Annotated in this window: 11 protein-coding genes and 1 pseudogene; 2 read left to right on the forward strand and 10 right to left on the reverse strand. The window is 71.6% G+C overall.

The window, feature by feature from the left end:
• Nucleotides 1-3 precede the first annotated feature (3 nt).
• Complete coding sequence (gene acnA, locus NQZ70_RS47735; protein ID WP_129580168.1) at nt 4-2,757, reverse strand: aconitate hydratase AcnA; 2,754 nt, start codon at nt 2,755-2,757, stop codon at nt 4-6.
• 61 nt (nt 2,758-2,818) lie between these two features.
• On the opposite strand from acnA, the gene NQZ70_RS47740 reads away from it, so the two are divergent.
• Nucleotides 2,819-3,712: an SOS response-associated peptidase gene (locus NQZ70_RS47740; protein ID WP_129580169.1), complete on the forward strand. Its 894-nt coding sequence runs from the start codon at nt 2,819-2,821 to the stop codon at nt 3,710-3,712.
• Between the two features lie 93 nt (nt 3,713-3,805).
• Here NQZ70_RS47740 and NQZ70_RS47745 read toward each other — a convergent pair whose 3' ends face one another.
• The 6 genes and pseudogenes from NQZ70_RS47745 to NQZ70_RS47770 all read right to left on the reverse strand — a co-directional run bounded on the left by NQZ70_RS47745 (nt 3,806) and on the right by NQZ70_RS47770 (nt 17,313).
• The gene (locus NQZ70_RS47745) at nt 3,806-4,594 is read right to left on the reverse strand and encodes a hemerythrin domain-containing protein (protein WP_129580170.1); all 789 of its coding nucleotides are present in this window, start codon (nt 4,592-4,594) and stop codon (nt 3,806-3,808) included.
• 399 nt (nt 4,595-4,993) lie between these two features.
• On the reverse strand, nt 4,994-7,285 hold the full coding sequence (locus NQZ70_RS47750; RefSeq protein ID WP_237244709.1) for a sulfatase-like hydrolase/transferase: 2,292 nt from the start codon (nt 7,283-7,285) through the stop codon (nt 4,994-4,996).
• 682 nt (nt 7,286-7,967) lie between these two features.
• Nucleotides 7,968-8,429 (reverse strand): hypothetical protein, encoded by a 462-nt coding sequence (locus tag NQZ70_RS47755; RefSeq protein ID WP_129580172.1) that lies wholly within the window; start codon nt 8,427-8,429, stop codon nt 7,968-7,970.
• A gap of 291 nt (nt 8,430-8,720) precedes the next feature.
• Nucleotides 8,721-9,905, reverse strand: a pseudogene (locus NQZ70_RS47760) (IS4 family transposase).
• Between the two features lie 107 nt (nt 9,906-10,012).
• Complete coding sequence (locus NQZ70_RS47765; RefSeq protein WP_129580174.1) at nt 10,013-10,573, reverse strand: imm11 family protein; 561 nt, start codon at nt 10,571-10,573, stop codon at nt 10,013-10,015.
• A gap of 14 nt (nt 10,574-10,587) precedes the next feature.
• Complete coding sequence (locus NQZ70_RS47770; RefSeq protein WP_129582008.1) at nt 10,588-17,313, reverse strand: RHS repeat-associated core domain-containing protein; 6,726 nt, start codon at nt 17,311-17,313, stop codon at nt 10,588-10,590.
• 726 nt (nt 17,314-18,039) lie between these two features.
• On the opposite strand from NQZ70_RS47770, the gene NQZ70_RS47775 reads away from it, so the two are divergent.
• The gene (locus tag NQZ70_RS47775; RefSeq protein WP_129580175.1) at nt 18,040-18,726 is read left to right on the forward strand and encodes a hypothetical protein; all 687 of its coding nucleotides are present in this window, start codon (nt 18,040-18,042) and stop codon (nt 18,724-18,726) included.
• A 179-nt stretch (nt 18,727-18,905) separates the two neighbouring features.
• Here the strand turns inward: NQZ70_RS47775 and NQZ70_RS47780 are convergent, their stop codons facing one another.
• The 3 genes from NQZ70_RS47780 to ald all read right to left on the reverse strand — a co-directional run bounded on the left by NQZ70_RS47780 (nt 18,906) and on the right by ald (nt 25,137).
• Nucleotides 18,906-22,739, reverse strand: a complete 3,834-nt coding sequence (locus tag NQZ70_RS47780) for a response regulator (RefSeq protein WP_272827121.1) — start codon at nt 22,737-22,739, stop codon at nt 18,906-18,908.
• A 176-nt stretch (nt 22,740-22,915) separates the two neighbouring features.
• On the reverse strand, nt 22,916-24,028 hold the full coding sequence (locus tag NQZ70_RS47785) for an isocitrate/isopropylmalate dehydrogenase family protein (protein ID WP_129580176.1): 1,113 nt from the start codon (nt 24,026-24,028) through the stop codon (nt 22,916-22,918).
• Complete coding sequence (gene ald / locus NQZ70_RS47790; protein WP_129580177.1) at nt 24,025-25,137, reverse strand: alanine dehydrogenase; 1,113 nt, start codon at nt 25,135-25,137, stop codon at nt 24,025-24,027. The genes NQZ70_RS47785 and ald overlap by 4 nt, the downstream gene beginning before the upstream one ends.
• Between the last annotated feature and the right edge of the window lie 91 nt (nt 25,138-25,228).

The following is a 25,228-nucleotide window of genomic DNA, read 5'->3' on the forward strand; positions in this document are numbered from 1 at the left end:
GCGCTAGGCCGTGGCGCCCAGGCTGCGCAGCACGAACTGGAGGATGCCGCCGTGCTGGTAGTAGTCGACCTCGTTCGGCGTATCGATGCGCGCGGTGACCGTGAACGTCGTCGTCTTGCCGCCCTCGCCGGTCGCGACGACGTTGAGCTTCTTGCCCGGCGTGAGGTTGTCCGCGATGCCGGCGATCTCGAACACCTCGCGCCCGGTGAGCCCGAGCGTCCCGGCGTCCTCGCCCGGCGCGAACTCGAGCGGGAGCACGCCCATGCCGACCAGGTTCGACCGGTGGATGCGCTCGAAGCTCTTCGCGATGACCGCGCGCACGCCGAGCAGCTTCGTCCCCTTCGCCGCCCAGTCGCGCGACGACCCGGTGCCGTACTCGGCGCCGGCGATCACGACCAGCGGCACGCCCTCCGCCTTGTACCGCATGGCCGCGTCGTAGATCGTCGTCTTCTCGCCGTCGGGCAGGTGCACCGTGATGCCGCCCTCCTCGCCGGGGCGGAGCAGGTTCTTCAGGCGGATGTTCGCGAACGTGCCGCGCATCATCACCTCGTGGTTGCCGCGGCGGGCGCCGTACGAGTTGAAGTCGGCGGGCGCGACGCCGTGCTCGACCAGGTACTTCGCGGCCGGGCTGTTCTTGGCGATGTTGCCGGCCGGGGAGATGTGATCGGTGGTCACCGAGTCCCCGAGCAGCGCGAGCACGCGCCCGCCCCGGATGTCGCCCAGCGCCTCCGGGTCCTTCGACAGCCCCTCGAAGAACGGCGGTCTGCGCACGTACGTCGAGGACTCGTCCCACACGAACGTCTGGCCGCCCGGGACCGAGAGCTTCTGCCACTCCTCGTCGCCGGCGAACACGTTCTCGTACTGCGCCTGGAACTGCTCGGGCCGCACGGCCGTGCGGATGGCCTCGTTGACCTCGGCCGAGCTCGGCCAGATGTCCTTGAGGTACACCGGCTCGCCGTTGCGATCGGTGCCGACCGGCTCCTTGAAGAGGTCGGCGTCGACGTCGCCGCGGAGCGCGTAGGCGACGACGAGCGGCGGCGAGGCGAGGAAGTTCATCCGCACGTGCTGGTTGATGCGGCCCTCGAAGTTGCGGTTGCCGGACAGGACGCTCGCCACGACGAGGTCGTTGTGGCGGACCGTGTCCCCGATCACGTCCGGCAGCGGCCCGGAGTTGCCGATGCACGTCGTGCAGCCGTAGCCGACCAGGTGGAAGCCGAGCGCCTCGAGGTACGGCAGGAGCCCCGCCTGCTGCAGGTAGTCGGAGACGACCTTGGACCCGGGGGCGAGCGAGGTCTTCACCCACGGCTTCACCGTGAGCCCGCGCTCGACGGCCTTCTTCGCGAGCAGGCCGGCGCCGAGCATGACCGCCGGGTTCGAGGTGTTCGTGCACGACGTGATCGCGGCGATCACGACCGAGCCGTGGCGCAGCGTGTAGCGCGCGTCGCCCTCGGTGATCTCCGCCGGGCGCATCACCTTCTCGAGCGCGGGCGCGCGCGCGGCGGCCGCGCCGGTCTCCTCCTCGAGGAACGCCTTCACCGCGGCCGGCTCGGCGGCGGCGAACTCCTTCTCGAGCATGCCCTGGAGCGAGGCGCGGAACGCGCGCTTCGCGTCGCGCAGCCGGACGCGGTCCTGCGGCCGCTTCGGGCCGGCGATCGACGGCTCGACGTCGCCGAGGTCGAGCGCGAGCGTGTCGCTGAAGACCGGGTCCGGGGTGTTGTCCGTGCGGAACAGCCCCTGCTCCTTGTAATAGGCCTCGACGAGCGCGACGAGCGAGGCGGGCCGGCCGGTGAAGCGCAGGTAGGCGATCGTCTCGTCGTCGACGGGGAAGAAGCCGATGGTGGCGCCGTACTCGGGCGCCATGTTGGCGATCGTGGCGCGGTCCGGGAGCGAGAGCGCGCTCAGGCCGGGGCCGTAGAACTCCACGAATTTCCCGACGACCTTCTTCTGCCGCAGCATCTGCGTCACCGTGAGGACGAGATCGGTCGCCGTGGCGCCCTCGGGCAGGCTGCCGTGGAGCTTGAAGCCAACGACCTCGGGGATGAGCATCGAGAGCGGCTGGCCGAGCATCGCCGCCTCGGCCTCGATGCCGCCGACGCCCCAGCCGACGACCCCGAGCCCGTTGATCATCGTGGTGTGCGAATCGGTGCCGACGAGCGTGTCCGGGTAGACCAGCGCGCCCTGCCGCATGACCGCGCCGGCGAGGTACTCCAGGTTGATCTGGTGGCAGATGCCCTGGTCGGGCGGCACCACGCGGAAGTTGGTGAACGCCTGCGCCCCCCAGCGGAGGAAGGCGTAGCGCTCCTGGTTGCGCTCGAACTCGAGCGCCGCGTTCACCTTGAGGGCCGTCGAGGACGCAAACTTGTCGACCTGGACCGAGTGGTCGATCACGAGGTCGACGGGCTGGAGCGGGTTGATCTTGAGCGAGTCGCCGCCGAGCTTCGCGAGCGCCTCGCGCATGGCGGCGAGGTCGACCACGGCCGGGACGCCGGTGAAGTCCTGGAGCAGCACGCGCGCCGGGTGGAAGGCGATCTCCTGCGTGGGGCGGGCCTTGGGGTCCCAGTTGAGGACGGCCTCCACGTGGTCCTTGCGCACCACGCGCCCGTCCTCGTGCCGGAGGAGGTTCTCCAGGAGAATGCGGAGCGAGAACGGGAGCTTGTCGATCGAAGCGCCGCCTTGCGCCAGCGAGGTGAGCTTGTAGTAGGTGTACGTATCGGCTTGAACCGTCAGCGTGCTCTTCGTGCCAAAGCTGTCGACCATGCGGCCTCCTCCAACGTCCGGAGCGCCCTTGTAGGCGCGCCGATGGCGCTAATCTAGTGGTATGTGCGCGCGCTTTACCCTCGCCGTTCCGGACTTCGCATCCCTCGTCGCCATGCTGGAGGCGTACCTCGGCGCGGGCGCCGCGAACGGCGGCCCCGCTCGGGCGATCGCCGCCGATCCGAAGGCGGCCGCGCTCTACCGGCCCCGGTACAACATCGCCCCGTCGACCGTCCACCCCGTGCTGCGCGCGCAGGGCGGCCGGCGGGAGCTCGTGGCGGCGACCTGGGGGTTCACCGGCCGCTTCGGCGGGGGCGGCGCGGCGCCTTCGCTCCTCGCCAACGCGCGGGCCGAGAGCGCGCGGACGAAGCCGACGTTCCGCGGCGCGTTCGCGGCGCGCCGCTGCGTGGTGCCCGCGGACGGCTTCTACGAGTGGACCGGGCCGAAGGGCGCGCGGCGGCCGACGTGGTTCCACCCTGCCGGGGGCGGGCTGCTCCGCATGGCGGGGCTGTACCAGCCGGCGAAGGAGCCCGACGCGGGGGACATCGACGTCCGCTTCACGATCCTGACCACCGAGGCGAGCGCCGACGTGGCGCAGGTCCACGACCGCATGCCGGTCCTCCTCGCGCCCGAGGACGTGGATCTCTGGCTGGGCGTCGGCGACGGCGAGGCATCGGACGCGGATCGCGTCGAGGCGCTGCTCCGGCCGGCGCCGCGCGGCTCCCTCGCGGCGCGCGCCGTCTCGACGCGGGTCAACGCGGTCGGCCACGACGACCCTGCCCTGCTGGAGGAGGTCGCGGTGGAGGCCGCTGCCCCGAAGGCCGACCCGGCGAAGGCCGCTGCTCCGAAGGCCGGCCCGGCGAAGGCCGCCTCGAAGGCCGGCGGCACGCTCCCGCTCTTCGACCTCGATGCAGGCGCGGGGCCCACCATCCCCTCCGGACGGACCCCGCGCCGCTGACGTTCCCCGGCGTCCACCGGCATTCCCCGGCGTCCACCGGCATTCCCCGGCGTCCACCGGCATTCCCCGGCGCTCCCGAGGTGTGCCGCGATCTCAGCGCGCGGAGGCGTTGCTCGTGCGACCGCCCTTGCGGCCCGTGCGGCTCGTCTTCGCCGGCCGGCTCGCCGTGGCCCGGCTCGTCGTCGCCCGGCCCGTCTTGCGCGCGGGCGCGGCCCGCCCGGTCTTCGCCGGCGCCGTGTCTGCCGCCTTCTTCCGTCCGGTCGTGGCCGCGGCGCCGCGGCGGCCCTTCGGGGCGCCCCGCGACGTCTCGGCGCGCTGCGTCGACGCGCGCTTCGCGGGCGGACGCTTGGCCGCCGCCTTGCGCGCCGGAGGCTTCGCGGCCCGCGTGCGGCGGCCGCCGGCGGCGGGCATGCTCTTCGCGACGTTCTGGCTCAGGAGCGCCTCGACGTTGCCCTCGCGCACCTGGTCGAAGCGCGCCTCGAGGCGGGCCCCGAGCTCCTCGAGCCGGTCGGCGCCCATGGCGCGCTCGGCCTGGGGCAGGAGCTCCCGCTCCTCCTCCTCGACGTGGTGTCGCACGAGCTCCTTGAGCACACCCAGCCTGGCGTGAAAGGTTTCGTCACCCGGCTCGGTGCTGAGCAATTTCTGCAACATGATCTCGACCAGGGAGTGCTCCTCGTACGAGGTCGGGATCAGGGGGGAGGCGCCGAGCGCCTCCCGGGTCGCGGGGTAGAAGAGCTCCTCCTCGATGGCCGAGTGGCCCACGAGGCACGCCACGAGCTCGTCCCGGAGCGCGCCGATCTCGCTGGTATCGGCCTGCGCGATGCGCTCGAAGAGCTCGTCGACTTCCCGGTGCTGCTCCTTCAATAGGTCGGTCGCCTTCATGCGGGGACTCCTCTCACGGAAAGATGAAGCGCCATCGAGGCGCTTTGCCTGTGCGGTCTGCGGCGTTTGCGCGAAGCATGCCAGGCGCCCGGCGCGCGCGGAGCGAGCGCATCACGCGCACGCCAACGCGCGCGCGGCGGGCGCATGACGCGCACGCGCGGGCGCGGGCGTACGTCGGCCGATGGATCGATCGATCGCTCGATCGACGCCGCGCGCGGGAGCGCGGAGCGGGGCATGCTGCCTCGCAGCGGGGCAGATGGCGTCGCGGAGCGCGAGCGTGCGCGGCCTGCGCGATGTCGCGGACGCCCTCGCCCGCGCCCCGCGGCGGCGCGCGCCGCCGGGCGCCGTCAGCGGGCCGTCGTCAGCGCGACGCCGCGCCGGCGGGGCGTCGCGCGAGCGTCACTGCGCGCCCCATACGTTGAGCACGGCCGCCGTCTCCGCGTCGATCGTGGCCGGCTCCCGTTGCGCCGCGGGCGCGCGCAGGGACAGGTCGAACGTCACGGTGCGCCGGAAGAGCGACAGGGTGGCGAGCGGCATCACCTCGCGTCGGTTGAACGCGCAGGTCGGGTCCACGTCGAGGTCGCAGAGGAAGGGGGGGACGCCGAGCCGCCCCGAAAGCACGAGGTTGCCCCAGCGCGTGGCGTAGCGATCGGCGAGGGCGGCGATCTGGGGGTCGCGCTCGACGCCCTGGAGGCCCGAGGCGACGGCCGCCAGATCCTTCCCGAGCGGCTCGCGGGCGAACGAGAGGCCGAGGGCGGCGACGGCGGTGCGCGTGATGTCGATGATCTCGGTCGGGGCAGAGATGCGCTGGCCGGCGTAAAGGTCGCCGGGAAAGTGGACATAAAGCGGGAGCGTCAGGACCGGCTCCTGGAGGTCGAGGCTCTCGGCGTAGAGCGTGGCGTCGGAGCGACCGCTGGCCAGGTCGCCGGTGACGATGAAGAGGGTCTCGTCCCAGAGGCCGGCGGACTTGAGGGTCCCGATGAGGTTGCCGAGCGCGCGGTCCTGGCCGGCGAGCGCGATGGAGAAGAGGTCGCGGATCCGGTCCCGATCTTCGGGGCTGAGGACGTCGCGGCGCCGGTTGCGCAGCCTGGCCAGGATCTGGGCGGCGCGGCGCGGCTCGATCGGGCCGGCGTAATCGGCAGGCTTGAGGGCGTTCAGCTCCTTCGGGCCGACCTCCCAGGGCGGGTGGCCGCCGCGCGCGTGGACGAACGCGAGCAGGCGGTTGCCGGCGTCCTGGCGAACGGTCTCGCTGATCCAGGCGGTGGCGGCGTCGATCGGGGTGGTGGCCGGCTCGCCGCTGGTCGGGGGGTGCTCGAGGACGCGGGACCAGCCGGGTCCGAAGCCGAAGGCCCGGAAGGTGGTGGGGACGCCGGTGAAGAACCCGGTCCGGATGCTGCTGTCGCTCGCGATGGAACCGATGGTGGTCATGCGGGCGGGGAGGCGGGCCCCGGTGTCGGTGACGGTATGGGCCGCCGGCGGCAGCCCGGTGAGCAGCGACGCGATCACGGCGGACACGACCGTGCTCGGGCCCCGGTGGTGATCGAACGTCGTCGCGGACGTGGCGAGCTCGGACAGCGTCGCGAGGTGCGGCTCGGGGCGGCCGCTCCACGGGGGCAGATCGGGCCGCTCGACCCCGTTCAGGGCGACGATCACGACGGCGCGCGCCGCGCGCACGGGCGGCGGGGGCTCCTGCGATCCGGCGAGGACGGGGTCGCCGAAGAGGATGCGGCCGCCGCGGGCCGCGGCGGTGGCGCGGAGCTCGAGGGTGATGAGGGAGCCCTCGAAGGGCGCGAGCGGCAGCTCGACGTCGGTCCAGGTCGCCTTGTCGCCGCCCTCGACGTGGACGCGATGGAGCGCGAGGGGCTCCTGGCCATCGCGCAGGACGCGGATCTCGGCGTCGCCTTCGCCGGCGCCCAGCACGCCGACGGCCGTGCGGAGGCGGGTCACCTTGGACGGGCGGAAGGTGCACCGGACGGCGCCCGGGGCGCGCAGCGCGATGGACCGGTGAGGGACGCCCGACAGCGCCGCGGCGGGCGCGACGACGTCGCGCAGGGTCGGAGGGCCGTAGGTGGCCGGGTCCTCGTCGGGGATGCCGACGCGGACCCAGTCGATGTCCGCGAACGACTCCCCTTCGCGGAGGCGGCCGGAGAACCGGATCGTGAGGGTGTGCAGGCCGGGGTCGGCCGGGAGCGTGGTGGTCGGGGTCGAGGCGATGCGGATCTGGTCGCGCTGGAAGCGGAGGGTCCCGAGGAGCTGGTCATCCAGCGAGATCGTGGCGTACCGGGAAGCCAGGCCGACCGCGCGGGCGGACACGAAGATGGGGCTCGCGGACGGCAGGAGGAACGTGAGCTTGATCTGCCGATCCGAGATGCGCGCCCAGGTGGATCCGGCGTGCTCGACCGCCTTGATGCCGGTGGGCACGGTCCCCTGCCAGGCGAAGCGGCCGAGGAGGGCGTTGGCGCCGGTGTCGAACAGGAGCCCCCGGTGCTCGATGTCGCAGTTGCGCAGCTCGTCCACGAGGTGCACGAGGTCGCGGGCCGGGGGCAGCGGGGTCGCTGCGGGGCTCGCGGACGCGGCCGCGGCGGCGCCGGCCGGGAGCTCGCGGGTCGACGTCTCGCACCCGGTGCAGCCGGAGAGGAGCGCGGCCGCGGCGGCGAGGAGCGCGGCGGAGGGGTGGCGGGGTCGGATCACGCGGGCGCGCACGGGGCGTGCTCTACCACGAGCGGGGATCGCGCGACGCCTTCACGGGCGTCGGGCGGGCCCACGGCCGGCGCGCCGTGGGATCACGCCGAGGGTCCACCTGCGTGACCCTGGGTGCGGTCACGGACGCGAGCTCATCCGCGGGACACGTTCAGCCGCGCACAGCCTGACGCGCCTCCGGGCACCTGCGCCCGTCCGCCCGGGGCTCGGTGCGCTGCTCGACGATGGTACCGCGGGGGCGCGGTAGAACACCGGGCGCGCGGTGCAGCGCGTGCGCCGCCGGGCGGGCGCGACGCCACGCTGGAGCTGCCCTTCCATACATGGGCCATAGGGCTCGGGCGAATCGACGTTCAGCGCGCGTCTGGCCCAGGACCATGAGCGCACGCGCGGCGGCGCGTTCTCGCCGGACCTCCGCAACAACCTCTGGCATGCGCTCGTGGCCATGGCCCGACCGGACGAGCGTGCGATCCAGGACGTGACGAGGGACATCTTGCTCAGGTGGGGCGACGCGCACCGGACCACGAACCCTCGCGAACGTGGCGGAACTGCGGACCCTTTGCCCTTCGACGATGTGTCTCATCGTCTCTCTTTAGAGCCCGTGCCATCACCACGGGATCGGGCGGCCGAGCCGATCCCGTACCGTTGGCGCCACCGGTCGGGGTGCTCCGCTGCATCACGCACCAGACGTCCTGGCACGTTCATCAATTGTGGACGTGCAGCGTGTCAGAAATAGACTGTGCAACAGGTTGTACTGTTCTATCCAATGGTCCTCCGCTCGGTTCGACATCTGCATGAACCACTCCATGTGCTCAAGCGCGTCGCGCTCTACCCACCGTGGATACAAGACGCAGATAACTGCCCTCATTGCGCATGCTTCCGGCTCTTCAGTGTTTGTAGACCATGATTTTGCGTCGAGTTCCTGCCAACATTCGACTCGGGCCGCTTCGAGCTCGTTTTCCGTGGCCAGTCCGGCCCAGTATCGTTGCGCCACCACCAGCGCCGACGTGCCCGAGTCTGACAGGCGATCTTTGATCAGTATACAACTCTCTACCATGAAGCGAACGCAACGGTCCGCGTGCTTGTTCAGCCCGACCTCTTCGTCGATTTTGTTCAGTAGGTCTATCGTGCGGTTCAATCGGCTTCCCTCGATGTCAGAAATCTACACCAAACTGTCCGAGGACGGCCGCACAGCTCCGACAGGCATCTATCCTGCTTGCGTGCGCTGGATGCCCCGGTCGTCGTATTCTCACGGCTGTGCTTACGCCGCCGCGCGGGTCGATTCCCGCCGCCAGCGTCTGGGTGATACAGCCGATCTCGGCACATGCTCCGTGAAACGGCGACCGTTCAGCCGCTGGCACGCGGTCAAGTGCTTGTGCCACGCGAGGATCAATAGTTCGTGATGCTCCTCCTGTGCTGAGGCATCCCCTCATTTGACCTCGAAGAAATGGCTGAAGAACGCATGCTCGCGGACGATGCGGTCAAAGGCATCCACCAGGCGGCGAAGCCACTCCTCCCGCATCGTGGGGATGCAGTGGTACCAGTACAGCCCCTGGCGATAGAGCGAGTGCGTTCGCTTCTTGACCGTGTTGACCTTCAGAGTTCGATCGAGCCCGGAGGCCTCGCTGGCGGCGCCGAGCAGCGTCAAAAGCGTGTGCGCCATGGCGACCAGCAGCAGGAGCCGATCGCGCCGGGCTGCATCGCGGATGTGCGTCGCCGACAGCCCCATGCCGAAGTGGAGGTCTTTGGTGTCGCGGAAGGTCTCCTCGATCGTGAACCGCCGGCCATAGAGCTTGACTCCCTCCGCCGCCTTCGTGGTCGCGAGCGACGTCGCCAGGCATCATGCCTCCTTCATGTGCGCCGCCTTCACGAGCACCACGGTGCCCACGGCGGCACGCTTGTCCGTCACTCGCGCGCCCACCAACAACTTCGGCCGGCCGTTCGACGGCACCCAGTCCTCGGCGGGACGCACCGCGCCCTCGGCCGATTCGACGAGGATGCAGCCTCGGAACCGGATGACGAAGTCCCAGCCGAATGCTTCCAAGAGCGCGTAGAGCTCCTGGTAGCCGAACGCCCGGTCGGCCAGGAGCGTGATGTTCACGTTCTCGGGCAGCCAGGTGTGCAGCCGCTCGACCATCTCCAGTTCATGTCCGGTGCGCTGATCCTTCAGCGCCGACTTCTTCACCGTCTTCCAAGCCAGCGGCATCGCCCGACCGTGGGTCGTCACCATGTAGGCGCAGAGCGTCGTGTGGTCATCCTTGTCGAAGTCGGTCCAGTCCAGGGCGATGAGAATCGACGCGTTCTCTCCCACGACGAACCGGACCCAGCGCGCCAGCACGATGTCGAGCGACAGGGCGTCGTTGCCCAACATGCGGTCGACCTGCTTGACGCCGCTCTTGGCGGTGATCTTCGCCACGTTCGCGTAGGCCTGCCCGATGGCGTGGATCGACAGGACGGCGGCGTTCAGGACCCCGGCGACGCCGTTTGCCAGCGACAGCACGCGCAAGGCGTGCAAGTCGGCGCCGAAAACGCGGTCCACGAACTCCCGGGTGTGCTCCAGACCGAGCTTGTCTCGGTCGGGCCTCTGGGTCGAAAGCGAATCGGCAACGGTCATGGGTGGCATCATGCCGCATCAACCATCCGCCGGGCGATGGATTCCCGGCTCCGTGACGAACGAGGGGATCCCTCAGCTCGCTACCTGCAAGGCGACCGTCCACACGCTCACGCATGTGAACGCGCGCCTGACGTCTGCAGCTCGATGAACTTCGCACCGAGGCACCCTACGCGCTCCATGGCGTCCTTCACCGCCTCCGACACAATCAGCTCTACAAGCGAGCCTTCGATGCGGAAGATATGGGCATCGCACGGGATTTTTGCTTCATCTAGGACGAGTTTCGTAATCTGTCGATACTGACCTGCGAGGTCAGCTCGGTGGTCTTGCTTCGTCCATTTGACGAACTCCGAATTTAGCTCGTCGACGCATCGAAGTGTTCGCAAGGCATTTAGGACGACCATGCCGGGCTGACCGGCGATGTTGACTGGGATGCGTTGCACGTCAGCCCCTGCCACGGCAGTCACAGCGTCGACAAGCCTCCTATTCGCTACGGGCACAGCGAAGCTCGTGATAGTGAAATCGAGGACGCAGTCCCCATGTGTCACCGGGATGCTAGGCGTCTCCGAAGCCTCGAATCGAATGCCGGCGCGAAGGCGAGGCTCCGTTCCGTCGGCGAGCGTTGCAGACCCAAGATGCCATCGATTTGGCACCGTCACGTCGTCGAGCAATCGAAAATATCGTCTCATGGCATGAGCAACCGGTTGAGGGCGGATCCCGCCGTTGCAGCTTCCCTTCGGATGGCGTCCAACTCGGCACGGAATGCTGCCGAATAGGCGTTGCCGGACAGTCCTTCTGTTGTGCGCGACAATCGATCGAACACCTCTCTGTGGTACGCCTCGGGATGCGGTCCGCGGTGGCCCGGAATCCGAACCCGATTGGCGGCATCTTCGAGCGTCATGCCAGCGCGCTTGGCCATGTCCTCGAACCGCGGCGTCCAGGGTCCTCCGCGGTCTGTCGACACGCGATTCTTGTTCGTCATGATATGGTGCTCGGGTGCTCCGCTTGCGGCGGGCGCAGTTCCGTTTGGCGCCGAGCTCCCCGACCCTTGCGACATCAGTGCCTGCGACAGCCCCTGGAGCCCCGCCGCGATGTTACCGACCCCACCGACGACGAGCCCGGTCGACACCGCGATCGCAGGCACACCGATCGCCGCGCCGATTCCGGTGGCGCTCGTGACGCCCCCGAAGACCTCCCCCGTCAAGCCTCCCAGCGTGACGGCAATCCCACCGACGATCTGCCCGATGGCCAGGCCCGTCCTGGCTTCCGGCGTTCCATGGGCCAGCACGCCGGCGGCGTCCAGCAGCTCGTGACCCACGCCGGCGAAAGGAACCGCCCCGAGCAACAACCCGGCGACGAACCCTCCCTCCACCTGCACGTAGGGGTTCTGCGACCAGTCGATCGGCGCCGTGGTCACTGGCTGCGGCACATACCCGGACGCGCTACCGGTCGTGCTGACGTCGATCGGCGGCATGGCGCCGCCCGTCTCGGCAGCCACGGTGTTGGTGTCGGCGTCGGAGCGCGCCTCGACCTTCGGAACCGGGCGGCCGATCAGCTTGAGTCCGATCGGCGGCAGGTCGAGCACTTCCCAACTGAACTCCGCGCCGGCCGACAGCGGTGAGCGAGCCCCATCCTCCGGGAGCGCTTCCTGAAGGCCGCCCGGGTCGACGAACGCGAGGGGGTTGTTCAGCACGTAGCTGTACGGATTCCAGCTCTGCCCGAAGGTCGGGATCGAAACGATCGGGTCCGTGGTCAAGAACCGCCCGATCCTCGGATCGTAGATCCTGCCCTTCATGTTCACGAGCCCGAGCTCGTCGTCGCTCTCGTGCCCGGTGAACCCCTGCGTCGTCTCGCTGGAGAACGAGGCCGGCGCGGTCTCTCCCCACACGGGGTTTCTGCGCTGGCCGAACGGGTCGTAGCTCCGCCGCTCGATCACGTCGCCGTCCTCGTCGGTGAGCGCGTCGACCGAGCCGAGGTGATCGACATGCACGTACCGCGTGCCGGCGTCCGAGCCTCCGCGGGTCACGATCGCCACAACGCGCTCCGGCGAGTGCACGTGGTACCGATGCTCCACGGTGCCCGATGCCGCCTCGGTCACCCGCTCGTACAGATCGCCGAAGTAGAGCGTCTCCTGCTCCGGCGTGGTCTTGCGGATCCGCTGCTGGTTCCCGTCGTAGCCGAACGTGGTGGTGCTCGCGCCCTGGGTGATGCGCTCCGGCAGATCGAACGGCGAATAACGCACGGTTGTGCCGCCAGGCCGCGCGATCTGATTGCCAACGGCGTCGTAGGCGAAGCTGCCCGCGTCCGCGCCGGTGACCGCGTGCGGGTGCAGCGGATCATCGTACGAGAGCGTTCCAATGTCCGACTTGAAGGTGAGATTGCCGTTCGGGTGGTAGTCGTAGCGGAGGGCGCAGGGCGCCGATGCGCTCTCGACGTCGCCGAAGTACGCGCAGGTTAGCCGCAGGAGCGGGTCGTAACGGAAGCGCTCCGTCGTGTTCTCGGGCTGGAGCGCATCGGTGCGGCGCGTGAGATTGAGGAGATCGTCGAACCCGTAGTCCAGGTCCTGCACTTCACCCGCGCCGCTCTGCGTCGCCACGTGCCTCAGGCGCTGCTTGTCGACGAAATAGCTCCGCTCCGTGACGACGCCGTTGCCGAACACCTCCTCCCGGAATCGCCCCGCGTCGTCCACCTCCGTCAGGCGCCAGTAGGCGGAGCCCGTTCCGCGGTCGCGCACGGCGAGCACATGGCCGTGCGCGTCGCGATCGTGGTCCACGACGAACGGCGCCGCGCCGGCCGGCGCCGGATACGTGACCGCCTCGACGCGACCGAGCTCGTCGTAGCCGAGCCTCGCCTCCAGAGGAGCGCGCTCGCCGTCGATGCGGAGCGAGATCGTGTCGAGCTGGCCGCGGTCGGTGTACCCGTACGTCTTCTCCCCGTCGCGGCTCGCGAGCGCGTGGAGCTTTCCGATCCCGTGCTCCCCGGTGTCCCAGGTCCACGTGGTCGTCACGCGCTGGGCGCCGTCCCGGTCCACGCGCGTGCGCGGTCGGCCGAGCGCGTCGTACGCCCACGTGGCTTCTCGTCCGAGCGCATCGGTCGACGAAACCAGCTCGCCGAAGCCGTCATGGATCGAGACCGTCGTGCCCCGATCGGGGTCGTCGAGCCGCCGGACGCGGCCGAACGCGTCGCGCGTCGTGCGCGTCACCGCATCGCCTGGATCGGTGACCGTGTGGAGCATGCCGAACGGGCCGTAACTGTAGCGGGTGATCCCGTCGGCTGCGTCGGTGATCGACCCGGTTCGCCCCAGCGGATCCAGCTCGGTCACGGTCACGTGGTCGAGCGGGTCGGTGACGCGCACGCGCCGGCCATCGTACTCCGTTGTCGTGACCGCATTCCACGGCGCCGTATGCCGCACCTCGCGGCCTACCGCGTCGTACTCATAGCGATCGTACAGCCTCTCGCTCTCGGGCGCATCTTCGCGGACCGGCACCGAGCGCCGCGCGATGTGCTCTCCCAGCGCGTCATAGCCAATCTCCTGCAGGATGCGCTTCGCACCGCCCGACCCCTGCGCCGGTTCCGGCTCGGGCCCGTACCACCACCACCGGATCGGGCGGCCGAGGGCATCGAGCTCGACCGTGTCGTCGGCTCCGCCGGTCGTGGTGCGCCGCTGCCTCACCCGCCACGCGTCCTGCTCTGGGCCGCCGTCCTTGGTGCGGGAGAGCGCGACCGTCGTCGTCGTGCCGTCCGGGCGCGCCTCGACGCCGAGGCGCCCGAAGCCGTCGTGCGCCCACGTCGTCACGAGCTGATTCGGATCGACCTGCTTGAGGAGCACGCCGAGCGCGCCGTCGAACTCCACGAGCGTGGTGTGCCCGGCTGCGTTCACGTACTTCTCGGGGAACATGCCCTCCTCGTCGAAGTCCGTGCTGGATGCCCGCTGGTGCCCGAAGGCGTCCTCCGCCGTGACGCCGGTGATGTTCCCGAAGTCGTCGCGCGCATAGGCGATCTTCAGCTTCGTGTCCGGCAGGCCGTCGTCGCTCTCGGTGGCCTCGGTCTCCACCTCGCCGTAGATCGTATGCGTTCTCGTGAGGTTCCGGCACTGCGACATCCCCGCCGCCGCGCTGCACTCCTTCTGCGTCTGGAGCTGGCCGAGGACCCAGCGCTCGGTGTCGTTCTTGAACGTCCGCGTGACCTTGAACGTCAGGTCGACGCCGCTCGTCGAGACCTCCTCGGCGCGCACGTTGCCGAAGGCGTCGAAGTCCGTCACCGTCGACACGGAGTCGCGCAGCAGCGCCGCGCCGTCGCCTCCAGCCTCGAATTCCCGCACGTACGCCTCGATGGAGGGCGTCGCGCCGCTCGGTGGTGGATAGATCCCTTGCGCTCGCCTCACGCGTCGCTCGGTCGGCAGCGTAAAGTACGTCGCGCCGTCGTTCGTCGGAACGAGCGTCCGCGTCACGCCGACGAACGAGAGCTCGATCTGCTCCGGTCTGGGCTGGCTCGCCAGCCCCGGCGCCCAGCGCCATGTCCGCTGGACGCTCCCCGCGAAAGGAAAGACCTGGAGATCGTCGTCGAAGGTGACGTGATCGTACGCGTCGAGCGTCGCGGCGCCCGTATCCAGGTCGGTGACGATCCGCTCGCCGAAGCCGAGAAATCCCCGGCCCAGCCGGTGGTAGCGCCCGTCGCGGTAGCCGACCTCGAAGCGCCGCGGTCGGTCCGCCCCGTTGTTGAGGGCGTACGCGCTGACCACCCGACGAGGCCCGACCACACAGCGCCGCGGGTAGCCGCAGTCATCCGCCGCGCCGGAACGCGCGACGTACAGCGGGCTCTCCCGCGTCAGATCCTCAGCTCCGTCGCCCGTCGCCGCCGACGCGTCGGTCAGATGCCCGTACGAGATGCTCACGTTGGGCACGAAACCCGGCTCGGTCGGGTCGTGCGCGTTCATCCCGTCGGAGACCGCGACCAGGAGATCTTGATCGGCCGAGAGGTTCCGGAAGACGTTGAACACGCCGCCGAGCGACAGGATCACGTCCTGCGCGCCGTCGCCGTCGACATCGCCGGTGCGCGCCCCGCGCGGATCGGCGAGGGTGACCGCATCGCCGAGGCTGGCCTCGAACGGCAGCCCCGGGTCGACCAGCCTGAAGGGCGGCCCAGCGCGGTCGCCCGTCGCGAGCAGGACGGCCCACGACGGGAGCGCGTCGGAGCCGCCCAGCAGCATGCCTGGTGGAACCGGCATGAGGAGATCCTGCCGCCCGTCGCCGTTGACGTCGAGCGGCACGGCGAACCGGAAGAACGCGTCCTGATCGGGAAGACCGAACAGATCGCCGAAGCTGAACGCGTCCACGGTCCGGAACGGCGAGGCCACGAAGGTCGGCCCCGTGTTGAAGTAGGTATAAAGCTGGTGGTCACCCGGGCCGGATTCGACGGCATCAGGCAGGCCGTCTCCGTTCACGTCGAGAAAGACGACGCGGCCCCCGGGCCACACGACGGGGAGCTCGGTGTCGATCACCTCCCAGCGTCCCTCGCTCCGGCGCATGATCGCGTCGTAGCTCGATCCGAGGAGGACCGTCCCGTCGCCGAACCGCCGCAGGGACGGCACGGCGAGATCGATCTTGCTATCGGCGTCGATGTCGAGCGTGTGGAGCTCCGTATCGCAGGGATAGCCCATGAGCAGCTCGATCGATTCGCCCGTGGAATCGAAGCCCGCGGGCGCCGCGCCGCGCGCAGGTCGCCAGAGGTGGACGGCCCACACGGCAGCGAGCGGGAGCGGTGCCTGTCCCTCGCGGGCGTGATCCTCGCACTGGATCAGATCCGGCATGCCATCGCCGTCCAGATCGGCGAGGTGCATCGACCCGCCGGGGCTGCTCAGGCTCGGCGGCGCGGGCGTGACCCCGAGCGGGAAGGGCCGGCGGATGCCCGTGTCATGGAGCGCGAAGGTCCAATCCGGTCGGGACAGGAGCACATGCCATGTGGTCTTGGCATCGTAAACGTCATGGAGCAGCACGTCCGCCCGCCCATCATCGTCGTAGTCCAGGACCGTCCCGAGCTCGGGCTGAAGAAGGGCGGGATCGGAGGGCCCCATCGGATCGGCGACCGTGGGCCACTCTTCGAGGAAGGCGAGCTCCGCCGGCGCGAGAAAGGACGGCGAGGCGCGCGGCCCGACGTTTCGCGCCACCCGCCACGCGGTGATCGGGTTCCTCGGCGTGCTGAGCCCCGCGACCATGTCCGGGATCACGAGGTCGTCGCGCCCGTCGGCGTCGATGTCGAACACCATCGGGCTCGCCCTCTCGGAGACCGGCTTGTCGATCTCCGTCGTCACCCGCTTGAAGCCGGGCTTCGCGTGGCTGTACTGAAAACGTGTGGGAGGCTTGCAGACCCGGTCGCTCGCGCACTCCTCGACCTGGGTCAGGAGCGTGCGGCTCGTCGTCGGGCTGAGCTCATAGCGGAATCCGTAACTCCGGACCAGCGCGTCGCCCGGACCGAGCATCTGGATCTCTTCGAGGCGAAGCGAGCGCTGAAGCGCCATGCCGCCCGAGTAGCCAGTCCGAATGGCAGCCGGATCCTTCGTCGCGTACACGAAGCGCACCGCACGCGAAGGCTCGAGCGACGGAGTTCCCTCAAAAGCCGTGTAGCGGATCTCGTCCACAGCGTACTCGGCGGCATGGCCGTCCTCCGCCTCGGCGAGGCAATACGCGTACGTCATGGCGTTGCCGCGGCCATCGCGGGCCTTGTTCGCGAGCCACGCGCGCGGGACGCCGCCCCGCGCGAGCGGCTTGCTGCCCTCGGTGCGCCCGTACTCGACGACGCGGCCGGTGGGCAGATGGGCCTCGAAGAAGAGCGCTTCGGCGGGCGCACCGCCTTCTGGAGGGTAGTGCCCGACCACCTTGACGAAGGACTCCGGGAACGTCCGGTACTCGATGGTCCCAGGCCCCTCTCGCACCGGGACGAGGCGCTGGCCGTCGAGGCAGAGCGCGTCGTCTCCATCGTACCGCACGCCGCGGATCTCCCCGCCCTGCGCGAGGCTCTTCGGACATCGCGCGATCGCGGACAGCCCGGCGATCGAGAAGCCGGCACCGAGCACGCCGTCGCCGCCGTCGCTGCGATAGACGAGCTCGATCCGAGGCCCTATGCCCGCGCGCGGCGGAGGGGAGGCCAGATCCATCGTGTACACCGCCTCCCCGGTGCTCGTGATGGAGAACGCCCCCGGGATGGTGCCGGCGGCGACGGTCTCGACCTCTGGCGCCGCGCGCGACGTGGCAGGGCCGTGTGCGCTCTGGGTCCGGCAGGCGACGATGCCCGGACGCGGCTCCAGGGGCGGGTCGCCGGAGATGCACTCGCACCCCCCCGGCGCGAGCACGCATGCAAGAAACATCACGAGCGGGATCAATGCCCGAGGCACACATCTCGGAGCGAGCGCCATAGTAGCCTCCCTCGCGCCGAGGAGGCCATGGCGCTGCACCGCGCGTCAAGCGCCGATCTGGAGTCGATACCGCTTCTCTATGCCGAGCTCAACGCATTCATCAGGGCGTCTCTGCCCGGCTGGCGTCCATGCAGCGACAGGGGTTGCGCTGCGTCGAAAATGCTTTCGGCCGTCCGCGCCGGAGGCGCAGCAAGGCGATATCGATGGGACACGGTGCATCAACAACATCGCCCGCCCATCGCCCTGGGTGTCGCCCATGCTGAGCTCACCGGGGTCGATCCTCGTTGGCGGTGAGCTCGTGGAACCGACGAGGATGCCGTTGGGAATGCCTGCGGAGGCTCGCGCAGCCACCGACATGACCCGCAGTGCCCGTCAGGCGCCCGCTCGGCGAGCAGCATTGCTTCCTGCGTCGTCGGAAGCCCTCGCAGCTGCCGACATCGCTCCCGCCGCCGCGCCGGACGCCGGCGCAGCTACCGACGTCGCCCCCGACGCCGCGTCAGAAGCTTGCTCGGTCGCCGACATCGCCCCTGACGCCGCGTCGGAAGCTTGCTCGGCCGCCGACATCGCCCCTGGCGCCGCGTCGGAAGCTTGCTCGGCCGCCGACATCGCCCCTGGCGCCGCCTCGCTCGGTTGACGAGCTCGATCGCTCTTCTTAGCCTCTGCGATCCTCGACGCTCGCCCGGCGCTCCGCCAGCCGCGCTCGAAGGCAGAACGAGAGGGGAATCCATGGCCATCAACACCATCCATCACGACGACTCCCTCGACCATATCTGGAGTGTGCTGGTCTACGAGGAGGCGCGGCTGCTCACGGACAAGAACGCGAGCGATCTCGCGCCCGAGGCCGGCGCGCTCGTGGAGCGCTGGGCCCAGGTGAACGCCGGGCAACGGAGCGCGTGGCGCGCCGAGATCGTCGCGCAGGCGGGCGTCGACACCGAGGACGACCTGCTCGACGACACCGTCGACCAGCTCGATAACGAGCTGCTCCGGGCCTTTCGCGACCGGGACGCGCCGCAGCGCAAGCGCTACTTCAAGAAGGCGCGCCACGAGATCGTGCGGCTCGGGCTGGAGAGCCAGCTCGACGTGGTGCGCGCGTGGCCGGCCTCGCTGAAGTCCGAGCGCGAGGCCGCTCTCCAGGCGCTCGGCGCGCGGCTCGAGGAGGACATTGCCCGAGGCGACGTCGCGGTCGAGGAGCGGCGGCGCGCCGCCGCGGCCACCGCCGATCAGCGCGTGCGCGAGATCGTCCGGTTCGTGGACGACATCAACGCCGCGCGGCGGACACGCTACGGCCTGCTGATCCAGCGCGCCGAAGAGCGGCGGCTCCCGAAGGACTGGCCGGGTCGGTTCTTCAAGAAGAGCTCGCAGGGGTCGAAGAAGGCCAAGGCCGATTCCGCCGTCGAGAACCCGCCGGCATAGGAGTAGCGTGATCGGTGCTGGAGCGGTTTTCGCCCGTCTCTGGCACATGCGTTACAGAGCGGCGTTCACCCGCACAGGAGACGGGTCCAGCTCGGCGTTTTCGGCGCGGAAGCGCACTCCAGTGCGCTGAGCACCGAAAACGTCGAGATGGGCCCGTATCCGAAGCGGGTGAACGCCGCTCAGCGGCGCCACGGCGGCGCGATGCGGAGCCGGGTGAGGCGGCCGGCCTTGACGAGCGCGAAGCGCACCCGCTCCTCGTCCCGGAGCCTCGCCCGGATCTCGTAAGCGCCGTCCTTCGGCGCGAGCGGCAGCTTGACGCTGCCGGTGCCCACCTTGCGCCCGTCCACGAAGAGCGTGTCGCCCGACCCGGCGATCACCTCCAGCATGCCGTGCCCCTCGGGGACCTTGTGCCCGGCGGCGAGCGGCAGATCCTCGGGGAGCACGGGGTTCGTGGTCGTCTCGCCGACCGGCCCGGCGGCAGCCGCGGCCGGCGCCGCCGCGGCGACGGCCGTGCCGGCGGAGCCCGGCGTGACGGCGCCCGACGTGTCGGCGGCGGCCGGCGCCGCGGCGGCCGGCGACTCCGCCGCGGGCGGGCTCGCCGGCTCGGCGGGCGGCGGGGCGCCCTGCAGCTCGTGATCGCGCGACAGCCGCGCGGCCACCGCGAAGACGAAGGCCGCCACCGCGAAGAGGACCCACATGGTCATGCGGTTGTCGCGGGCCGGCGGCGGCGGCGTGGGCACGTACGCCGACGGCCGGCGCACCCGGCGCGGCGTGGGCGACTCGTCGACGGTGGGCGCCGGGCCGGACGCCGCGCCCCGCGCCGCGGGGGGCGCGGGCGCTCGGAGCGCCGCGGGCGGCGGAGCCGGCGCCTCGACGACCGGGGGCGGCGGGAGCGAGCCGAGCGTCAGGAGCCGCTCGGGCTTCGGGACCTCGAGCGCGGGCAGCGTCGCCTCCGGCCTGCGCGGCGCCGGCGCCGGCGCCACGCCCGGCACGGCCGGCGTCACGCCGGCCGCCAGCGCCGCGGCCTCGGCCGGCGTGGTCCACGTCGCACGCGCGCTGGCCGCATCGCCCTGGAGCTCGGCGAGATCGCTCGGGATCCTGGCGCTCGCGAGCGCCGTGCGCGCGCTCGCGGCCGCGATCTCGTCCTCGCCGTCGACCGACACCGCCGGGATCGACGCCGCCGAGCCGGACGCCGGCACCGCCGACACCACCGGGATCGACGCCGCCGAGCCGGACACCGGCGCCGCCGACACCACCGGGATCGACGCCGCCGACCAGGACGCCGGCGCCGCCGACACCACCGGGATCGACGCCGCCGACCAGGACGCCGGCGCCGCCGACACCACCGGGATCGACGCCGCCGCGCCGGACGCCGGCGCCGCCGGGACCGGCGCCACGGAGCCGGGCACCACCGTGAGCTGGTCGTCGCCGAGCTCGACCGGCGCGCGCGACGACGCGGCGCCGCCCTCGCCGAGCTCCGGCGGCAGCGCCACGGCCGGCGCGGGCCGCTCCGAGGCGCGCCGCACGCCGCGGAGCGTCTCCTCCTCGCGGACCACGGCGGGGGCCAGCAGATCCTCGCCCTCGCGGCCGATCACGCGCCGCACGCCGCCGCGGGCCGCGACGTCGTTCAGCACGTCCTCGACGAGGCTCGCGGCGAACTCCCCCGAGGTGATGATCGACCGCGGCGAGCTCCCCCGGGCGAGCGCCCTGAGGAGCGCCCGCGCCGGCTCGGGCGTCGCGTCGGCGGTGGCGCCCATCCCCTCCAGATCGAGGATGACGCGCTCGACCTGCATGAGGGGCGGCCCGTGGAGCAGCCGCTGCGCCGCCCGGGCCGCGGCGATCGCGGGCACGAGCTGCTCCGCGAGCGTCCCCTCGAACCCGGGGCGCGGCGGCGCCCGGAGCTCGTCCTCCGGCGCGGGCGCCACCGCGAAGCGGCCCGAGCCGACGCCGAGCAGCGCCGCGAGCACCGAGGGGCCGCGGTGGAACGTCCCGTCCTGCGCCGTCCGGGTCGCGGCCGCGGGGCGGCCGTCCTTGATCAGCACCTCGTAGAGGAACGCCGCGTCGCGCACCGACACGAGCGCGTCGGGCCGGCGCGCGCACGCGAGCGACAGCAGCGTCCGCGTCGTCATGCCGTCGAGCCGCCCGCGGACCTCGCCGCCGGTCGCGACGCGCTCGGCCACGCGCCGCCTGCCGCGCAGGACCTCGTTCACCCGCTGCACGAAGGCCGCGGCGCTCGCCTCCTTGCGGAGATAACCGTCGGCCTGGGCGCCGAGCTCGCGGAGCCGCTGGAGCAGGTCCTCCTTCCAGGACAGCAGGATCACCGGCACGTCGCGCAGCGCCACGTCGCGCTTGAGCGCGCGGCAGAGGGCGAAGCCGTCGAGGCGCGGCATGAGCACGTCGCTCACGACCAGGTCCGGCGTCGTCTGGTACGCGAGGTCGAGCGCCCGCGCGCCGTCGTGCGCCTCGTGCACCTTCGCGCCCGCGGCCCGGAGCACGCCGGCCAGGAACCACGTCACCGCCGGATCGTCGTCCGCGACCACGATGTCCATCGCGTCGAGCGCCGCGTCGATCGGCGCCGCGGCGCTCGCGGCCCCGCGCGCCGGCCCCTTCGCGCGGATCTCGCTGTGCAGCCGCGAGCGCTCGCCCTCGGGCGCGCCCGGCGCGGTCATCCACGGCGCGAGCGGCAGCGCGCCCTCCGGCCCGTTCGGCGTGAACCGCACGCCGCCGTGCGAGCGGATCGTCACCAGATCGCGGATGCGCGCCACCGCGCCCCAGAGCGCCGCGAGCACCTCGGCGCCGTCGCCGAGGTCCACGTGCGCCCCGCGGCTCCTCGGCTCGGCGGCGTCGCAGAGCCCGCGGCGCAGCTCCTCGGCGAGGCGCGCCCCGAGATCGTCGAGGCTGACGGCCCCGAGCGGCGCGCGCGCGGGCTGGCGGAGGAGCACGCAGCTCGCCGCGGCCTCCGCGGCGGCGCGCCGGAGCGCGTCGGGCGACGCCGGCTTCGCGAGCGCGCGCGCGGCGCCGAGCGCCACGTACGGGGCCGCGTCCTCGGGCCGCGCGAAGCGCCCGACGGCGACGACCGGGACCAGGTCGGTCAGCGGATCGGCGGCGAGCGCCTCCGCCAGCGCGCGCGCCCCCGGCAGATCCGCGTCGAGCAGGACCACGTCCGGCGCGAACGCGCGCGCGAGATCGATCGCCGTGTCGATCTCGTCGGTGCGCTCCACCTCGAACGACGGCCCTGCGCCGGCGCTCCCCGGATCGAGCGCCTCGGCGAGCGGCGCCCCGCCCACGACGAGGACGGTGATCGGCGCCTCGAGCGGCGCGGTCTCCTGGGCCTCGACGGCGCGCGCCTGCTCCGCGCTGCGCGGCGAGGACGGGCGCGCGCTCGCCTCCTCCTCGTCGTCGAGCGTGAGCGGCTCGGGGGCGAGCGCGCGCCCGTTGTTCACGCCCGCGATCCAGGTCGGGGCCTGGCCCTTCGCGCCGCCCGCGCCCGCGGCCTCCTCCTGCCCGGCGCCGGCGCTGCGCGCGCTCGCCGCGCCCGCGCGCGCGCCCTGCGCCGCCGCCGGCTCGCGAGGCGCGATCACCTGCTCGCGCGACGCCATCGCCCGCTCGCGCGACTCCCTCGCTTGCTCGCGCGGCGTCGCCGCCGTCTCGCCCATCGCCGCCTGACCCCACGCGAGGGCGGGCAGCTCTTCGAGCACCTTCCCCAGGGTCACGGCGGCCTCGCCGGTGAGCCGGCCGCCGGCCGCGGCGGCGAGCGCCGACTCCCCCTCGGCGAGCCGCTCGGCGACGCGCGCGAAGCGCAGGAGCCGCGCCCCGGCGCCGAGCGAGTGCAGGCGCCGCTTCAGGTCCTCGATGAGCCGCGGCGCATCGTCGTCCGCCTCGATCCGCCGGAGCACCGCGCGGAGCTCCGCCACACGGCGACCCAGGTTCGCCACGAACTCGGCCCGCGCCCCGCCCAGCCGCTCGTGCCGAGCCTCGCCCGCTGCATTGCTCCGCGGCCCCGCGTGCTCCACCGCCCTCGATCCTACGCCCATTGGCGGTCCCGTATCACAGGAGGATCGGACACCCGAACTTCTCGGCGATCGCGCCCGCGCGTCGGCCGCGCCACGCCCGCGCGTCGGCCGCGCCAGGCCCGCGCGTCGGCCGCGCCACGCCCGCGCGTCGGCCGCGCCAGGCCCCCCGGGTCACCTCACGGCGAGCCCAGCTCCGCGGCGATCTGCTCCCGGACCCACGCCCCTGCGGCCCGGGTCCCGAGCGCGCCGCCGACGTCGGCCGTGCACATCCCCCGGTCGAGCGCCTGCGAGACCCAGCGCTCGATGCGGCGCTCCTCCTCGGGCCACCCGAGGTGGGCGAGCATCAGCCCGGCGGTGAGCATCGCCGCGAACGGGTTCGCCACGTCCTTGCCGGCGAGCGGCGGCGCCGACCCGTGGACCGGCTCGAACAGCGCGACCCGCGCCGGATCGGACGCGTGCACGTTCGCGCTCGCGGCCATGCCGAGCCCGCCCTGCAGCGCCGCGCCGAGATCGGTCACGATGTCGCCGAACAGGTTGTTCGTCACGATGACCTGGAACTGCGACGGATCCTGGATGAGGTACAGGCACAGGGCGTCCACGTAGACGTGGTTCGACTGGATCTCCGGGTACTGGGCGCGCACCTCGTGGAAGACCCGCAACCACAGCTCGTGCGCGTGTCGCATCGCGTTCGACTTGTCCGCCATCGTGACCCGCGTCCGGCCGGTCGCGCGCGCGTAGTCGAAGGCCGCGCGGATGATCCGCTCGACCCCTTTCCTCGTGTTCACGTCCTCGTTGATGGCGACCTCGTCCGGGGTGCCGCGCTTGAACTGGCCGCCCATCCCGACGTAGATGCCCTCGGTGTTCTCGCGGAACACGACGAAGTCGATGTCCTTCGCCGCGCGGCCCTTGAGCGGGACGAGCCGATCGGACAGGGCCCGGACGGGCCTCACGTTGGCGTAGAGGTCGTAACCGAAGCGCATCCCGAAGAGGATGTCGCGCGCGTGCTCGAGGTTCGGCACGCGCGGGTCGCCGAGCGCGCCGAGGAGCACCGCCGAGCACTCGCGCTGGATCGCCACCTGGATCTGGTTCGGGAAGGTCGTCCCGTCGCGCAGGTACCGGTCGGCGCCGAGGTCGAGGTCCCACAGGTCGATCGGCAGCCCTGCGCGCGCCTGGTAGAGCTCGAGCAGGAGCCTGGCCTCGGCGGTGACGGACGGACCGATGCCGTCGCCGCCGATGATCGCGATCTTCTTCTTCTTGCCGCCTGCCACGGGGTCGCGCTCCGGGATCAACCGAGCGCGCGTTCGACCGGCACGTACTCCAACCGGTGGGCTGCGGCGACGGGGCCGTAGGTCACGTGTCCGCCGTGGGTGTTGATGCCGAGCGCCACGGCCCGATCGGCCTTGGCGGCGGCAGCGATGCCCTGGTTGGCGATCGCCACGGCGTAGCCGATCGTCGTGTTCGTGAGCGCCCAGGTGCTCGTGTGCGACACCGCGCCCGGCATGTTGGCGACGCAGTAGTGGACGACCCCGTGCACCTCGTAGGTCGGGTGGTCGTGGGTCGTCGGGCGGCAGGTCGCGATGCAGCCGCCCTGATCCACGGCGACGTCGACCACGACGGTCCCCTTCTCCATGCGGCGGATGTGGTCCTCTGTCACGAGCAGCGGCGCCTTGGCGCCGGGCACGAGCACCGCGCCGATGACGAGATCGGCGCGCTCGCACATCGTCTCGATGTTCTCCGCGTTCGAGTAGAGCGTCTCGATCGCGCCCCCGAAGACGTCCTCGAGGTAGCTCATCGTCTCGGCGCGCACGTCGAGCACGGTGACCTGCGCCCCCATCCCGACCGCGATGGTCGCCGCGTTCCGCCCGACCACGCCGCCGCCCAGGATCGCCACGCGGCCGCGCCGCGTGCCCGGCACGCCGCCGAGGAGCACGCCCTTGCCGCCCCGCTCCTTCTCGAGGCACGAGGCGCCGACCTGGACCGCCATCCTGCCGGCCACCTCGCTCATCGGCCGGAGCAGCGGCAGCGAGCCGTCCTCGAGCTGGATCGTCTCGTACGCGACGCCGGTCACGCCGCGCCGGGCGAGCTCCTTCGTGAGATCGGGCTCGGCCGCCAGGTGCAGGTAGGTATAGAGGACGAGGCCCGGGCGGAAGTGACCGTACTCCGAGGGGAGCGGCTCCTTCACCTTCACCACCATGTCGGCGCTCCACGCCTCCGCCGCCGATCGCGCGATGAGGGCGCCCGCGCGCGCGTAGGCCTCGTCGGACAGCCCGCTGCCCTCGCCCGCGCCGGACTCCACGAGGACCCTGTGCCCGTGGCCGACCATGGCCCGGACTCCCGCGGGCGTCATGCCCACGCGGTACTCACGTGTCTTGATCTCCTTGGGGACTCCGATCAGCACGATCGCGCTCCTCTCCTCGCCGAGCTGCTGAAAGCGAGGGCATCGACGACGATAGCAGAAACCCGCCCTTGCAACGCTGCAAGCGCCGATA

The sequence above is a fragment of the Sorangium sp. So ce836 genome, assembly GCF_028553905.1.
Lineage (GTDB): Bacteria > Myxococcota_A > Polyangia > Polyangiales > Polyangiaceae > Sorangium > Sorangium cellulosum_D.